17 protein-coding genes are annotated in these 13,686 nt (G+C 71.5%); 6 read left to right on the plus strand and 11 right to left on the minus strand.

Going from position 1 to position 13,686, the window contains the following annotated elements:
- Positions 1–364: 364 nt before the first annotated feature.
- Genes pepN through pqqB form a run of 5 tightly spaced genes read right to left on the minus strand, consistent with a single transcriptional unit; the run spans position 365 to position 5,873 of the window.
- On the minus strand, positions 365–2,896 hold the full coding sequence (gene pepN / locus AMETH_RS22710; protein WP_017983455.1) for an aminopeptidase N: 2,532 nt from the start codon (positions 2,894–2,896) through the stop codon (positions 365–367).
- 4 nt (positions 2,897–2,900) lie between these two features.
- The gene (gene pqqE / locus AMETH_RS22715; RefSeq protein ID WP_017983456.1) at positions 2,901–4,010 is read right to left on the minus strand and encodes a pyrroloquinoline quinone biosynthesis protein PqqE; all 1,110 of its coding nucleotides are present in this window, start codon (positions 4,008–4,010) and stop codon (positions 2,901–2,903) included.
- Positions 4,007–4,282, minus strand: a complete 276-nt coding sequence (gene pqqD, locus AMETH_RS22720; protein ID WP_017983457.1) for a pyrroloquinoline quinone biosynthesis peptide chaperone PqqD — start codon at positions 4,280–4,282, stop codon at positions 4,007–4,009. Before pqqD ends, pqqE begins: the two co-directional genes overlap by 4 nt.
- A complete protein-coding gene (gene pqqC, locus AMETH_RS22725; protein ID WP_017983458.1) occupies positions 4,282–4,974 on the minus strand; it encodes a pyrroloquinoline-quinone synthase PqqC in 693 nt (230 codons plus the stop codon). Before pqqC ends, pqqD begins: the two co-directional genes overlap by 1 nt.
- Entirely contained in the window at positions 4,971–5,873 is a 903-nt protein-coding gene (gene pqqB, locus AMETH_RS22730) for a pyrroloquinoline quinone biosynthesis protein PqqB (protein ID WP_026153272.1), read from the minus strand. Before pqqB ends, pqqC begins: the two co-directional genes overlap by 4 nt.
- Before the next feature lie 374 nt (positions 5,874–6,247).
- Between pqqB and hxlA the strand changes: the two genes are divergently transcribed.
- The 4 genes from hxlA (at position 6,248) to AMETH_RS22750 (ending at position 8,238) form a co-directional block, all read left to right on the plus strand.
- Entirely contained in the window at positions 6,248–6,877 is a 630-nt protein-coding gene (gene hxlA / locus AMETH_RS22735) for a 3-hexulose-6-phosphate synthase (RefSeq protein WP_017983440.1), read from the plus strand.
- Between the two features lie 39 nt (positions 6,878–6,916).
- Positions 6,917–7,210: a hypothetical protein gene (locus AMETH_RS22740; protein WP_017983460.1), complete on the plus strand. Its 294-nt coding sequence runs from the start codon at positions 6,917–6,919 to the stop codon at positions 7,208–7,210.
- A 58-nt stretch (positions 7,211–7,268) separates the two neighbouring features.
- On the plus strand, positions 7,269–7,883 hold the full coding sequence (locus AMETH_RS22745) for a GPR1/FUN34/YaaH family transporter (protein ID WP_026153273.1): 615 nt from the start codon (positions 7,269–7,271) through the stop codon (positions 7,881–7,883).
- A 70-nt stretch (positions 7,884–7,953) separates the two neighbouring features.
- A complete protein-coding gene (locus AMETH_RS22750) occupies positions 7,954–8,238 on the plus strand; it encodes a hypothetical protein (RefSeq protein ID WP_026153274.1) in 285 nt (94 codons plus the stop codon).
- Between the two features lie 509 nt (positions 8,239–8,747).
- Here AMETH_RS22750 and AMETH_RS42155 read toward each other — a convergent pair.
- The 3 genes from AMETH_RS42155 to AMETH_RS22760 all read right to left on the minus strand — a co-directional run bounded on the left by AMETH_RS42155 (position 8,748) and on the right by AMETH_RS22760 (position 10,175).
- On the minus strand, positions 8,748–9,179 hold the full coding sequence (locus AMETH_RS42155; RefSeq protein WP_323806960.1) for an AAA family ATPase: 432 nt from the start codon (positions 9,177–9,179) through the stop codon (positions 8,748–8,750).
- A gap of 4 nt (positions 9,180–9,183) precedes the next feature.
- On the minus strand, positions 9,184–9,702 hold the full coding sequence (locus tag AMETH_RS42160; RefSeq protein ID WP_323806961.1) for a hypothetical protein: 519 nt from the start codon (positions 9,700–9,702) through the stop codon (positions 9,184–9,186).
- A gap of 143 nt (positions 9,703–9,845) precedes the next feature.
- Positions 9,846–10,175, minus strand: coding sequence for a hypothetical protein (locus AMETH_RS22760; protein WP_017983463.1), 330 nt, complete (start codon positions 10,173–10,175; stop codon positions 9,846–9,848).
- Between the two features lie 315 nt (positions 10,176–10,490).
- On the opposite strand from AMETH_RS22760, the gene AMETH_RS22765 reads away from it, so the two are divergent.
- Entirely contained in the window at positions 10,491–11,255 is a 765-nt protein-coding gene (locus AMETH_RS22765) for an SDR family NAD(P)-dependent oxidoreductase (RefSeq protein WP_051079434.1), read from the plus strand.
- Complete coding sequence (locus AMETH_RS41665; RefSeq protein WP_017983464.1) at positions 11,231–11,362, plus strand: hypothetical protein; 132 nt, start codon at positions 11,231–11,233, stop codon at positions 11,360–11,362. The genes AMETH_RS22765 and AMETH_RS41665 overlap by 25 nt, the downstream gene beginning before the upstream one ends.
- Positions 11,363–11,367: 5 nt before the next feature.
- Here AMETH_RS41665 and AMETH_RS22770 read toward each other — a convergent pair whose 3' ends face one another.
- Genes AMETH_RS22770 through AMETH_RS22780 form a run of 3 tightly spaced genes read right to left on the minus strand, consistent with a single transcriptional unit; the run spans position 11,368 to position 13,683 of the window.
- Positions 11,368–12,126, minus strand: coding sequence for an enoyl-CoA hydratase/isomerase family protein (locus tag AMETH_RS22770; RefSeq protein ID WP_017983465.1), 759 nt, complete (start codon positions 12,124–12,126; stop codon positions 11,368–11,370).
- Positions 12,123–12,911, minus strand: a complete 789-nt coding sequence (locus AMETH_RS22775; protein WP_026153275.1) for a PaaI family thioesterase — start codon at positions 12,909–12,911, stop codon at positions 12,123–12,125. The genes AMETH_RS22770 and AMETH_RS22775 overlap by 4 nt, the downstream gene beginning before the upstream one ends.
- 10 nt (positions 12,912–12,921) lie before the next feature.
- Complete coding sequence (locus AMETH_RS22780) at positions 12,922–13,683, minus strand: enoyl-CoA hydratase/isomerase family protein (RefSeq protein WP_017983467.1); 762 nt, start codon at positions 13,681–13,683, stop codon at positions 12,922–12,924.
- Between the last annotated feature and the right edge of the window lie 3 nt (positions 13,684–13,686).

Below are 13,686 nucleotides of genomic sequence, written 5' to 3' on the forward strand. Positions count from 1 at the left end.
CACCTGCGGCTCGCGGTGTACGCCGAGACTGCCCGGCGCACGGGTCCACGGTCAATCGGTCCGCGACGAGCGCGCGGGGAACGCGCACCAGCGGCGCTTTCCGGGCCACCTGCGGCCGTCACCGCGTCCCGGCAGGACAGTTCCCTCGTGCGAACACCGCATCACCCCACGGGGTCTCCTTCCGCGGCCGCAACAGCACCGTTCGTCGTCGATCCACTGTCACCGGTGACGGCGGTATTGCCGCCACGAGGCGAGGTCGGCGATCCTGGGTGAGCCGGACTTCCCCGCTGTCGGGGACCACAGCAGGCGCAAGGCCCCGGTTCGCGCGAGGCACCGGGGTCTTGCGCCCTCCACGGGTGTCCGATCAGGACAGAGCGGACGTGCCGTCGCACGCCCGCGCAGCGCGCAGGAGCACGAGCTCGGCGCGTTCCTCGGCGACGGCCTTGCACACGGCACCGGGGAGCGCCGCCTCACGCACGAGCTCGTCGGTCTCCGCCAGCACGCGCTGCTCGGCCGTGGTGAAGCGCGGGTACAGCGCGCGGGCGAAGGCGACCGTGAATTCCGGCCGGGCGGTGCGGCACAGGTTCACCAGGGTGCGCGGGTACCAGGACGCGAACGGGGTCAGCACCGTGGCCTGTTCCGGGTGCCGCCATCCCGCCATGACGGCCTTCTTCTCGGCGAGCGAGAGGCCGTCACCGAGCAACTCCGCCCACGCGTCCTCCTTGGCGGGCACGGTGGGCCGCGCCGCCCTGGCCGTCAGGGCGTTGCGCCGCCCGCTGTCGCCCGGGTCGGCGTCCAGCGTCTCGTCGACGAGCTCGTCGACGAGACGCCCGGTCACCGCGAGCCGCAGCACCGCTCGCCACCGCAGCCCGGGGTCCACGCGCAGGCCGGGCCACGGTGGCCTACCCCGCGCGATCATGGTGAGCAGGTCGTCGTGGCCGGGCAACGCATCGACGAGGACGCGGGCGAGCACGAACTGCTGGTCGCTGCCGGGAGCCGCGCGCGCGAGCCGGTCCCGCACACCGTCCGCCCACGCCGCGAGCAGCTCGTCCCGGTCCGCCGGGTCCGCGTACTCCCGCAGTGCCTGCACGGCCCGCTGCCCGAGCGCTTCCACCACACCGGCATCGGGTTCGGCCTGCGCGTGCGTGAGGACGGCCGTGGCATAGTCGCGTGCGGCCAGCCGCGCGTCGAGCACGTCGTCCCACAGTGCGCCCCACACGACCGCCCGCGTGCGTGCGTCCTCCACTGTGGACAGGGCCCGCAGCGCCGCGCGGCGCGACTCCGGGTCGAGCCGGACGGCGACGTGGCACACCGCGTCGGCGTTGGGCACCAGCAGATCCGCCGCCGGGATTTCCGACGCCGCCGGCCGGTCCGGGGTGAGTGGCACGGTGACCTGGTCGCGCAGGACCAGCGCGCCGTCGCGGTCGTCGAATCCCGCGCAGCGCACGGTGAGGTGGCGGCGGCCGCCGTCCCGGTCGGCGGTTTGCGTCACCCGTGCTCCGTTGCCGGTGCGGGACACCTCGACCGTGTTGATCCCGCGGCGCAGCACCCACTCGGCCACCCACCGGTCCACGTCCGCGCCGGAGACCCGTCGCAGCGCCGCGACAAAGTCGTCGAGGGTGGCGTTGCCCCACGCGTGGGCACGCAGGTACGCGCGCACACCAGCGGTGAAGGTCACCCAGCCGAGGTGCTCGGCGAGGTCGTGCAGCACGGCCGCACCGCGCTTGTAGACGATGGGCCCGAAGTTGACGCGGGCGGCGTCGGTGTCGCCGGTGACGGCCCGGATGGGGTGGCTGGTGGGCAGCCGCTCCGCGTGCCGGGCCGCGGGCAGGGCGTGGTGCGCGTACGGGGTCCAGCCGTCGCCGTACGGCGTCACCTCAGCCTGCGCGGCCACCGACATCGCTTCGGCGAAGGACTCGTTGAGCCACAGGTCGTCCCACCAGCGCATCGTCACGTAGTCGCCGAACCACATGTGCGCCATCTCGTGCAGCAGCACCTCGGCACGCCGCCGCCGCGTGTCGGCGGTGACGCGGTGGCGGAACAGGAACCGCTCGTTGAGCGTGACGCAGCCGGGGTGTTCCATCCCGCCGAACGCGTACTCGGGCGCGAACACCTGGTCGTACTTGCCGAACGGGTAGGGCACGCCGAACAGCGACGCGAAGAAGTCGAGTCCCTTCGCGACCACGTCGAAGATCTCCGGTGCGTCGGCGGTGAGTTCGGCCGCCAGCGAATCCCGTGCGTAGAGCCCCATCGGTACCGGGCCGTGCCGGGATCCGATGCGCCGGAACGGCCCGGCCGCGAACGCCACCAGGTACGGCGGCAACGGCGGGGTGGGCCGGAAACGCCACACGCGCCGCCCACCGGCCGCCGGCGGATCCGGATCGGCGGGCTCGGCGTTGGCGATCACCACCCAGCCGTCCTCGGCGGTCACGGTCAGCTCGACCGTCGCCTTCAGATCGGGCTGGTCGAAGCAGGCGAACACGGTGTGCGCGGCGAACGGCTCGAACTTGGTGTGCAGGTACACCCGCCCGTCCAGCGGGTCGCGGAAGCGGTGCAGCCCCTCCCCCGTGCGCGAGTACTGCGCGCGCCCGGTGACCCGGACGGTGTGCGCCCCGGGACCGACATCGAGCCGCACCCGCGTCCCGTCGTGCGCCGAACCCGGCACCGGGCTGCCGTCGCACTCGACGGCGTCCACCTCACCGGTGAAGTCGAGGAACACGGGCGCGGCGCCGGTGCGGACATGGAAGCGGGCCACAGTGCTCGTGGCGAACTCCCGATCGCCGCGGGCCAGGTCGAGCGTGAACGTGTAGTGGAGCTCGCCGACCTCCGCCGCCCGCACCGCCGCCTCGTCCCGCGTCAGCGCCCTCTTCGCCGCGGTGCGGTGCTCGACCGTCATGCGGTCACAGCCCCCGCGCGGCGACGGTCGGCCGCCGGTACACCAGCGTGTGGTCGACCGCGGCGTCCCGCTGGTTGGCGCGGGCGAGCGCGTCGGTGATCAGGTGGTGGTCCGGGGAGTGGACGCACACCGGATCGGTGCGCCCCGCATCGCCGGTCAGCGCGAAGGCCTGGCACCGGCACCCGCCGAAGTCGGTCTCCTTGCGCGGGCAGCTGCGACACGGATCGGGCATCCAGTCCGTGCCACGGAACGCCTCGAACGCGGGAGACTCCGCCCAGATCCACGCCAGGTCGTGGTCGTGCACCGATGAGAACTCCATCGTGGTGATCTCCGCGGCCACCGGGCACGGGTAGACGACCCCGTCCGGCGCCACGGTCAGCGCTGTGCGCGCCCATCCGCCCATGCATGGTTTGGGGTAGGGCTCGTAGTAGTCGGGCAGGATCCACAGTAGCTCCACGCGCTGTCCCAGCTCTGCCTTGCGCCGCCGGTAAACCTCGACGGCCTCGTCGAGCTGGTCCTTGGTCGGCATCAGCGCCTCGCGGTTGCGCAGGGCCCACCCGTAGTACTGGGCGTTCGCCAGTTCCAGCCGCTCGGCGCCCCACCCCACGCAGACGTCGATGATGGCGTCCAAACGCGACAGGTTGAGCCGGTGCAACACCACGTTCATGTTGAGCGGCAGCCCGGACCCGCGGATGATGCGCGCCGCTTCCTCCTTCTTGTCGAAGCGTTTGCTCGCCGCCACCAGGTCGGTCGACTCGGCGGCATCGCCCTGGATGCTCAGCTGTGCACTGTTGAGGCCTGCCGACACGAGTGATTCCGCGCGGCGGGCGGTGAGCCCGAGCCCGCTGGTGATGAGGTTGGTGTACAGCCCCAGCCGACGGCACTCGGCCACCAGCGTCTCCAGGTCGGCACGCACGAGCGGTTCCCCGCCGGAGAAGTGGACCTGCACGACACCGAGGCCGGCCGCTTCGTCTAACACCCGCAGCCAGTCGCCGGTGGACAGTTCGTCATTCCGGTCGCGCAGCTGCAGCGGGTTGGAGCAGTAGACACAGTGCAGCGGGCACTGGTGCGTGACCTCGGCCAGCAGGCCGAAGGGCTGCGGCGCCGCGGTCACGAGACCACCACCCATCCCCGCCCGGAGGCGTCCCGCAGGAAGGTCATCACGTCACCGGCGAGGTCGGTGGCGTCGAACTCGGCTTCGAGCTGGACGACCACCTCCCGCACCGTCCGGCTGCCGTCGCACAACCCCAGGATCGCCGCACCGGACTTGTTGAGGAGCACGACCCGCTCCGGCAGCAGGAGCAGTTCCACGTCGCGCACGCTGTCGTGCTTGAGCATCGCCTTCGTCGCCAGCCGAGGGGTGGCCATCAGATCGTTCTCGTCCATCACGAACTCTTGCTGTAGGCGGTCTGCACGGCGTCCAAGAGGCTCCACAGGACGTCGCATTTGAACTCGAGCGCGCGCACGCACGCGTCCTGTTGCTCCCTGCTCCGCGCGTGGGTGAGGACCAGTTCGAGCAGGTGCGCGATGTCCTTGGGCTGCTGGGTCAGGCGCGCCCGGAAGTACTCCAGACCCTCCGGCGCGATCCACGGGTAGTGCTTGCGCACGTCGGTGATCCGCCTGCTGAGCAGGTCCGGGGCGAACAGTTCGGTCAGTGCCGAGGCCACGGACTCCAGCCATGGCTTGCGGCGGCAGAAGTCGACGTAGGCATCCACGGCGAACCGCACCCCCGGCAGCACCGTGTCGTCGTCGTACAGTTCCTCGCGGGTCAGGCCGACGGCCGCGCCGAGGCGGATCCACCGCTCGATGCCGCCTTCGTCCCCGGTCCGGCCGTCGTGGTCGATGATGCGCTGGATCCAGCGGCGACGGTCCTCCCGGCGGAGCTTGGTGAGGATGAACGCGTCCTTCACCGGGATGTTCACCTGGTAGTAGAAGCGGTTGCGCACCCACCCGCGGAACTCCTCCTCGGAGAGTTCACCCGCGTGCATCCGTTCGTTGAACGGATGCAGGTGGTGGTACCGCTTTTCACCGACCGACCGCAGTTGCGCCTCGAACTCCCGCGCGGACCACGTCGTCATACTTCCACCTCCAGACCGGCTCGGCCGACGTCGATCCCCAGGGACGCGAGCAGACGCCGCTGCGGGGACTCCTCGTCGAGGATCGGGTTCGTGTTGTTGATGTGCGTGTAGATCTTGTGCCGCGCGGGCAGGGCGGCCAGCTTGCGCGCGGACCCGTCCTCGCCGCCAACGGGCATGTGCCCCATGGAGCGCCCGGTGCGATGCCCGGCCCCCTGGCCGGGCATCTCGTCGTCGGTCCAGAACGTGCCGTCGACGAACACGCAGTCGGCCGAGGCCACCTGCGCGGCGAACGCGTCGTCCCAGCGCGGCAGCGTCGGCGCGTACACCGCCACGCCGCCGGTGGCCGTGTCCTCCAGGCGGAAGCCGACCTCCCAGTCGGCGGACGGGTCGTCCTCCCGCGCCCGCCCGGTGTAGCGCGGTGGTTTGGAGCCGGTGGGAAACGCGGTCACTCGCACCCGCTCGTCCAGGTCCAGCGGGGTTCCGGCGTCCAGCGGGCACCAGGTCAGGTCTGCGTAGTCGAACAGCAGGCCCCGGACCGGGAAGCACGAGGTGAGCGCGTCGAGCACCGGCCGGGTGCCATACACGGTCAGCGCAGACCCCTCGCGCAGCATCAGCAGACCGATGGTGTGGTCGAACTCCGCGTCGGTCAGCAGCACACCGCGAACCGGCGTCTGCCGGATTCCGGGTCCGGGGTGCAGTGCGGGATCGGCCGCGATCTGGTGGTGGACGTCGGGCGTCGCGTTCAGCAGGAACCAATTCGTTCCGTCGCCGGATACCGCGATTCCCGCATGCGGAGTGGCCTTTTCCGGTTTCGCCCGCGCCACGCGGCACCCGTCGCACGCGCAATTCCACTGTGGGAATCCGCCGCCCGCCGCGGCGCCGAGACAATGGATGAACACGCGCGCCTCCCCTCCTCGGCCATGGGAACCACCTGTCGTGCCACAGCATCGCTTTCCCCGGCCGGGACCGGCAACCAATTGGGAACGACCGGGATGGGATCGCGGACGAACGGCGGCCATGCCCGCACGAGCGGGTCGCGGGCGCGCGCGTGCCCGGGATGCCGGGTGACGTGCCGGTTTTCCCCGGGCGGACGGGCACGATCTCGAGGTACCGGCAGTGCGAGCGTAGCGAGGTCCCGGGGGGCGTGGTTATTGGTTGTGGTGATCGGGGTGATTGTGTTTGTGGATGTGGTGGGGTGTTGTGGTGGTTTCGGCTGGTGGGTGATCGTGGTGGGCCAGAAGGTTTTTCCTGTCGTGATGTGAGGGAGTGTGTCGTGGAGTTGCAGGTGGCGTTGGACGTGCTGGATCTGCCGGCGGCGTTGACGTTGGCGCGTCAGGTGGCTGAGCACGTCGACATTCTGGAATTGGGCACCCCGTTGGTGAAATCGGCCGGGATCGCGGCGGTGACCGCGGTCAAAGCCGCGCACCCGGACAAGCAGGTGTTCGTCGACCTCAAAACCGCCGACGCCGGCGAACTGGAAGCCGCGCTGGCCTTCGAAGCCGGCGCCGACCTGGTCACCGTGATGGGCGCGGCCGACGACGACACCGTCCGCGGCGCCGTCGCGGCGGGCCGCAAGTACGGCAAGAAGGTGGTGGCCGACATGATCACCGTCACCGACAACCGGGTACAACGCATCCGCGAGGTCGCCAAGCTCGGAGTCGCGTTCGTCGAAATCCACGCCGGCCTGGACGAACAAGCCCGCCCCGGCTACACCATCGACACCCTGCTGCGCGACGGACGCGAAGCCGGCGTGCCCTTCTCCATCGCCGGCGGCATCAAAGCCGACACCATCACCGCCGTCCGCGACGCCGGCGCCACCGTCGCCGTCGCAGGCGGAGCCATCTACAACGCCCCAGACCCCGCCACCGCAGCCCGCGAACTCAAACACCACGCCACCCACTGACCAACGCGCCGACGACGGCGATCGTGGAAGGGAGATCTCATGGACGCGCAGAAGGCAGGTGCCCGATCCGGTCGGGCGTCGTCGGTGGACAACACCTACGGCTCCCTGATGCTGAAGGCCGCCGGGGTCCTGCGTCTGCGGTACGTGCAGTGCAGTCAGGACACCAGCCTGTCGCCCGCGGATGCGGAGGAGCTGGCGGAGGTCTTCGAACGCATCGCCGAGGGAGATCCCGCCTTCGACCAGATCGACCCGAAAGAGGCGATCGCGTTGGCGCACCGGCTGCTGGACGACGACCACCCCGAGTTGTCGATCCTGTGGCCCGCGGGCGGGTAGCTCACCGGCGCGGTGCGCCGCACCCGAGGACATGTCGCAGCTCAACGAGGAGTACACGATGACCACTGCCGTCGCCACCGAAGCACCCACCCGGCCCGCGCCCGCGGGAGATCCGGCCCTGATCGGCGTGCCCACCTTCATCGTCGGCGCGATCGCGCTCGGACTGGTGCTGACCGGTTACGTCCCGGCCGACGCCGTCGGCGCGTCGATCGCGATCATCCTGCCCGCGACGGGCGTCGGGCAGCTCGTCGCCGCCCTCTGGGCGGCCTCGCTCGGCGAGAACGCCGTCGCCGCCGTGTTCGGGGTGTTCGCCGGGTTCTGGATCAGCTACGCGGTCCTGGTGCTCGGCCTCATCCACAACTGGTTCGGCATCTCCGGCGACGCTGCCGTGGCGACACAGGGCTTGTTCCTGATCGCGTGGCTGGTCACGATCGTCCTGCTGACGCTGACGACGCTGCGGCTGCCCGCCGCGTTCACGCTGCTGTTCGTGCTGGTCGACCTCGCGCTCGCGCTGGCGCTGTACGGCACGGTGGGGCACTCCACCGCGGCGACCACAGCGGGCGGCTACGCGGTGTTCGCCTTCACCGCGGTGGGCGTCTACCTGTTCGCAGGCGCCATCTCCGCCGCGACGGGCGGCAAGCCGCTCCCGCTGGGCCGCCCGGTCCTCAACTGAGGCGACGCGTGGTGGGTGCCCGTCCGGGCGCCCACCACAGTCCACCGTGGTCCGCCCGTGGAGTACGGTCGTGATCTTGATGGTGGCCGAGACGCTGGCGCTGCGCTCGGACACCACCAAGCGGATCGAGCGACTGCGGGCGTGCATCGTCGCCAACGCGCGCTACCAGGTGGGCGAGACCCCGTCGGAGGACGGCGCGCCGTGCTCCGGCTCCACCACCACGACGTGCTCACCACGGCCGCCGACCCCGCGGCCGGGCGGGAACGAATACCGGCAACCACGGCCTGAACTGCGCCGGCTGTCGGTGCTGCCCGTCGGCGAGCTGCGCCGACCAGTTGGCTGTGGAACTGCGTGAGCTCGACGTGGCGATCCAGCGCGCAAACTGGAACACCGAACTGCTGCCGTGACTGGTGCGGAGAGCAGGTAGCCACCCGGGGAGGCGAGCACGAGCCCGCGACCGGCGGCGGCCCGGTCCCTCGGTGCGCAGGGGTCGCGCAGGGGCTTCGACGCCGCGAACGCCCCGGCACCGGTCAGGACAGTGCGCGACTTTCCTCGGTGACGCGGTCCAGCAATGCCATGCGGGCCGGGTTGTCGTCGGTGCGGGACACCATCGCCAGTACGGTCTCCGGGACGTAGGACACCCACCAGAGCCACACCCGTGGCCTTGAGATGACCGGCCGACCTCGGCATGAACACGATTCCCAGCCCGGCGCCCACCAGCAGCATCAGGGTCACGGTAGCCGGGCGGGAGGAACATCAGGTTGCCGGGCCGGAAGATGCAGGTCGCGCACTTGGTGGTCAGTAGGCGCGGGAGGCCGCTGTCGGCGTCGCGGACATCGCCGCGCCGGGACGGTGCGTCGCGGGTCATCGCTGCACGCTCCGGGGTGCACTGGCGAGTTCGGCGCGAAGGTCGGCGAGGAGCCGGTCATCGTGCGCGCGGCGCCACAGGTACCAGCCGTTGACCGTGGTGGGTGTGGCGAACCGCGACGAGAGGGCGTCGGTGAGCACCGCGCCGTGCACGCCGGGGTTGTGTCCGGCCACGACGTAGAACCCGGACGCGGCGTCGACCACCTCGTTGCGGTGAGATTTGATGATGATCTGGCGGCGTCCGTCCATCGCGGGATATACCACGGCGAGCACGGTCGGCGGGATGAGGGTGGCATCGTCGATGAACAGCGCCCGCCCCTCACACATCGCGGTCACCAGCGGGCCGTAGGCGAATTCGTAGCGCCCGTCCGGGGTTTGGGGGTAGGAGCCCACGAAGTCGTCGGTGACGGTGTCGCTGTCGCCCTGCACGTGATCAGGTCGTCGAACGCGGCCTCCACCACCGACGTTTTCCGGTCCCGGGTGGGCCGTACATGAGCGCGGACACCCCAGCGGCACGCAACCGCCGCAACGCGGTGACATCGGACAGCCCGGACAGTTTGCGCGGGTGGTACATCTGCCCGTTCGGGCAACGGACCGGGGTGGTCACCAGCGCGGCGGGAGCAGGCGTCGAAACGGTGGTCGTGGTGGTGCGCGGGGTGATAGTGACGGTTTTCGCGGCGTCGGCGGTTTTCCCGGTCGCGCGGTAGGAGACCGGGTTGGTGGCGACCTGCTCGGCTTGCCCGCGCGCGGCCAACATCGCCAGCGCGTTGCCCACCGCGCCCGATGATCGTTTCAGGGCCTGTTCGATCGTGGACGGGGTGAACGCGGCGGTGGGGTTGCGGGCGAGGTGTTCGGCCACCATGCGGCGCAATTCGCCGTTGCGCAGCCGGGCTGTCGCGCCGGGGGCGGCGGGTGTGTCGCCCCGGGCGGAGGTTGAGGCGGGCGTGCTCATCGGGTGTCCCTTTCAGACGGTCGCGGTCACGGGCTAGAGGTTTTCGCCCCATTCGGCGTGCCGCCGATGGAAGTTGAGGTCGGCGCCGCTGCCACACGGACAGGGCGCGAACGCGTCGCGGTCCCACTGCTGGCGGGTGATGGTCAATGGTTGGGATTCCACCGTTCCCGTGTCGGGCCCGCCGGGGTGGCGGCGGTAGTGGACAGCCATTCGACGGCGTCGAATTCGCTGGCGGCGCTGTAGTGCGTGCCGTCGGCGGCCACGATGCGCCAGTGCTCACCGCGCACCCGATCGGCCGGGTAGTAGGTTCCGGCGAGCGTTCCGTCGGGGCGGGTAACCGCGCCATACAACAGTTGTTGCGCGTCGGCGGGGTCAATGACCACGCACATGACCGTGCAGCCGTTTGCCATGAAGTGGTCGACGGTAATCTCCGGCAGCGGCGCGGAATCGGCCATCGGGTCGATGACCTGCACCGCCGGGGTTCGCGGGGTGCCGGCTTGCGGCTCACGGCGTGGCCCCCCTTTCCGGGATGTGGCGCGGGCGCGCGGTTCAGCTGTAGGTGAATTCGGTGGCGTCGCGGTGCGCGTCGGTGGCAGCTGCGGCGGCGTCGTGGCTGGCGTGTTCTTCGGTCCATCCGCAGTAGCAAAACGCGGTGGCGGTGCCGTCGGCGTGGGTCGTGACATCGGTGTAGCACCCGGCTCCGCCCAGTCCAGCTCGGGCAACGTCACACCCTCGGACCGCAGCCTGTCGAGTTAATATTCACTAGGACTGTTCACCACGGAGGTGCCATGCCGGAAACCCCCACCACCGCCGACTTCCGGGACCAGGTGGTCGTCGTCACCGGAGCGGGCCGCGGACTCGGCAGGCGGTACGCGCTCGACTTCGCCGCGGCGGGGGCGTTCGTCGTGGTGCATGCGCGCCGCGCCGACGCCGCGCGAGAGGTGGTCGCCGAGATCGGGCACCGCGGTGGACACGCCGTGCCCGTGGTCGCCGACGCGCGGGACGGCGCGGCCATCGTCGCCGGCGCGCTCGCGGAAGGCGGGCGGATCGACGCACTCGTGGTCAACGCGGGCGCCGTGCGGGACCGCTCGTTCGGCCGGATGACCGCGGACGAGTGGCACGAGGTGGTCGACGTGCACCTCGGTGGCGCCTACGCCGTCACGGCAGCGGCCTGGCCCCACCTGTGCACTCAGCGGTACGGGCGGATCGTGCTCACCACATCCGGCGCGGGGATGCACGGCAACTTCGGCCAGGCGAACTACGCCGCGGCGAAAGCCGGGATCATCGCGCTGGCGAAGACACTGGCGATCGAGGGCGCGCGGTTCGGCATCGGTGTGAACGCGGTCGCCCCCATGGCGCACACCGGCATGACCGACGGGGTGTTCGACGACGATCTGCGTGCGGGCCTGCCCGCCGAGTCGGTGTCCCCGTTCGTGCTGGCGCTCGCGCACCCCGCGCCCGCGGCGGCGCCGTGCTGGAGACCGGTGGCGGGTGGGCCGCCGAGCTGCGCTGGGAACGCGCGGCGGGTGTGCGGTTCGACGCGGGCACCCTGACCCCGGCGGCGGTGCTCGCCGACCTGGAGCGGCTGGGGGACTTCACGACCGGCTCGACCCACCCCGCCACCACGGCCGACTGCCTCGACGTGGCGCTGGGCCGGTAGCGGGCTCACTCCGGCCAGGACGCCTGGCGGACGCAGGCGGCCTGGCCGAGACCGGCGATCCGCAGGTTGCGGTCGAGGTCCGGCTCGTCCACGGCGGCTTTGACGTGCGCGATGCCCGCGCGCGGCACCCGCGCGAGCTCGTGCGCGTAGGCGGTCGCGGCGTCGAGCACCTCGGCCGCGGGGTGGTCGTGCAACGCGATGCCCCGCGCCACCACCTCCGCGCCGGAGAGTTCCCGGCCGGAGAGGATCAGGTCGAGCGCGTGCTGCCTGCCGACCAGCCGGGGCAACGAATGGGTCGCGCCCATGTCCGGGATCAGCCCGTAGCGCACCTCCCGCAGCGCGAGGCGGGCGTCGGTCGCGACGATCCGGACGTCGCACGCCAGCGCGAGCTGGCACCCGGCGCCGAAGGCCACCCCGGTGACCGCGGCGACGACGAGGAACGGCGCGCCGGCCATCCAGCGGAACGCCTCCTGCGCGACGGCGATCTCGGCCATCATCGGGTCCGGGTCGCCGGGCGGGTGCGCGGCGAGGGAGCGCAGGAACCCCGCGGGCTCACGCATCTCGTCCAGGTCGATGCCGGAGCTGAACGAGCCACCCGCCCCGGTGACGACGACGCAGCGCACCTCCGGATCCACGCCCAACGCACGCCCCGCCGCGGCGAGCTCGGCCCACATCCGAGGCGTCTGCGCGTTGTGCCGCGCCGGCCGGTTCAGCAGCAGCTGCCGGACCGGACCCGTCCCGGAAACCTGGATCTCCTCGCTCATGGCGCAACTCCTCCGTCCCGCCTGCCGGTTACCGTCGCCGTGACGCATCGCTGCCCTGTCCCGTCGGTGCCGTCGACCTCGAGCACGCCGAAAGACCGTCCGAGGTGGACCGGGCGCGCCTCGGCGCGCACCGGTCCGCCGGGCTCGGCCGAGCGCAGGTAGCGCACGTGCAGGTGCGCCGTGCGCAGCCGCCCGTCGCGCGCGAACACGGCCGCGGCGGCCAGCTCGGTGATCCCGGCCCACACCCCGCCGTGCAGGACTCCGTAGTTGTTGCTCCAGTGCTGCGGATGGCGCAGCTCGGCGCGGCCGGTTCCGTCGTCGGCCCAGGCCCGGACGTCGAGGGCCGCGTCCGGCGGGGCGGCATCCGGCAAAGGCCCGGCGCCCGCGCGGGCGGCGACGTACTGCAGCCGGGTGCTCGCCGTGGCCAGGACTGCCCCGTCGCCGCCGGTCACCTCGCACGTGCCGAACCCGCCGCGGGCGTCGCAGCACAGGATCCGCGCCGCGGCCGACACCTCCCGGTCCGGCCACGGCAGCGGGGCGAGGACGTCGACCGCCAGCTCCGTGGTCAGCGCCCACCGGCCCGGCGGCGCCGCCAGGTAGAACGCCTCGCCCATGACGTGGTCGGCGAGCACCGCGAGCGCGACGATCCGCTGTCCCGGATAATCCGGCATCCGCAGGATCGCGCGGCGCCCGCCCCCGCCGGCCCGGCATCCCACCACACCAAGCCTGCGCTCCACCACCCCGCGGTGGCACTCCGCGTCGCGGTCGGTGACCGGCACGGTCATCCGGAGCCCGCTACTTCTTCTTGATGCGGCTGTAGGCCTCGTTGATGCGGGCGACGATGTCCGGGTGCCAGATCACCTCGCGGTAGGCCAGCGTCTCGTAGGTCAGCGCGCTGATCGGGTCCATCGCGGGAGACGTCCGGGCCATCTCCTTGTTGTTCACGGCCGACTTCGCCGTGGTGCCCGCGATCGACGCGGCCAGCTCGGTCGCCCGCTCGACGACCCCGCCCGCCGGCGCCAGCCGGTCGATCAGCCCGATCCGCAGAGCCTCGGCGGCGTCGATGCGGTCACCGGAGAAGGTCAGCAGCTTCGCCTGGCTCAGCCCGACGATGCGCCACAGCGGCGAGAAGTACGGAGTGAGGCCGAACTTGATCTGCGGGTACCCGAAGATCGCGTTCTCGCTGCCGATGCGGATGTCGGTGAACACCGCGATGTCGCACCCACCGCCGAGCGCGGGCCCGCCGACCGCCGCGATCGTCGGCTTGCGGTAGTCCAGCAGCGTCCCGTACGCGCGCAGGCACGCCTCCGAGTAGATGGCCCGCGTCTCCTCGGTGAAACCCGACTGCAGGTCGAGGTCGAGCCCCGCACAGAAGACGTCCTCACCGCCGGTGAGCACGACGGCGGCGACCTCGTCGTCGTAGGCCCAGGCGTCCAGCTGGTCGCTCAGATCGGTCATCAGCTCGACGCTCAGGGCATTGCGTCGGTCCAGCCGCGTGAACGTGATCGTTCCGACGCCGTCCTTGACGCTCGCCTCGATGTTGTCGTACCCCGTCATGTG

Origin of the sequence: Amycolatopsis methanolica 239, assembly GCF_000739085.1 — a bacterium.
GTDB classification, from domain to species: Bacteria; Actinomycetota; Actinomycetes; order Mycobacteriales; family Pseudonocardiaceae; genus Amycolatopsis_E; species Amycolatopsis_E methanolica.

Bases quoted from the DNA above. Each gene is read 5' to 3' on its own strand.
- pepN (WP_017983455.1), bottom strand. From the start codon at position 2,896: ATGACGGTCGAGCACCGCACCGCGGCGAAGAGGGCGCTGACGCGGGAC.
- pqqD (WP_017983457.1), bottom strand. From the start codon at position 4,282: ATGGACGAGAACGATCTGATGGCCACCCCTCGGCTGGCGACGAAGGCG.
- pqqC (WP_017983458.1), bottom strand. From the start codon at position 4,974: ATGACGACGTGGTCCGCGCGGGAGTTCGAGGCGCAACTGCGGTCGGTC.
- AMETH_RS22740 (WP_017983460.1), top strand. From the start codon at position 6,917: ATGGACGCGCAGAAGGCAGGTGCCCGATCCGGTCGGGCGTCGTCGGTG.
- AMETH_RS22745 (WP_026153273.1), top strand. From the start codon at position 7,269: ATGACCACTGCCGTCGCCACCGAAGCACCCACCCGGCCCGCGCCCGCG.
- AMETH_RS42160 (WP_323806961.1), bottom strand. From the start codon at position 9,702: ATGAGCACGCCCGCCTCAACCTCCGCCCGGGGCGACACACCCGCCGCC.
- AMETH_RS22765 (WP_051079434.1), top strand. From the start codon at position 10,491: ATGCCGGAAACCCCCACCACCGCCGACTTCCGGGACCAGGTGGTCGTC.
- AMETH_RS22770 (WP_017983465.1), bottom strand. From the start codon at position 12,126: ATGAGCGAGGAGATCCAGGTTTCCGGGACGGGTCCGGTCCGGCAGCTG.
- AMETH_RS22775 (WP_026153275.1), bottom strand. From the start codon at position 12,911: ATGACCGTGCCGGTCACCGACCGCGACGCGGAGTGCCACCGCGGGGTG.
- AMETH_RS22780 (WP_017983467.1), bottom strand. From the start codon at position 13,683: ATGACGGGGTACGACAACATCGAGGCGAGCGTCAAGGACGGCGTCGGA.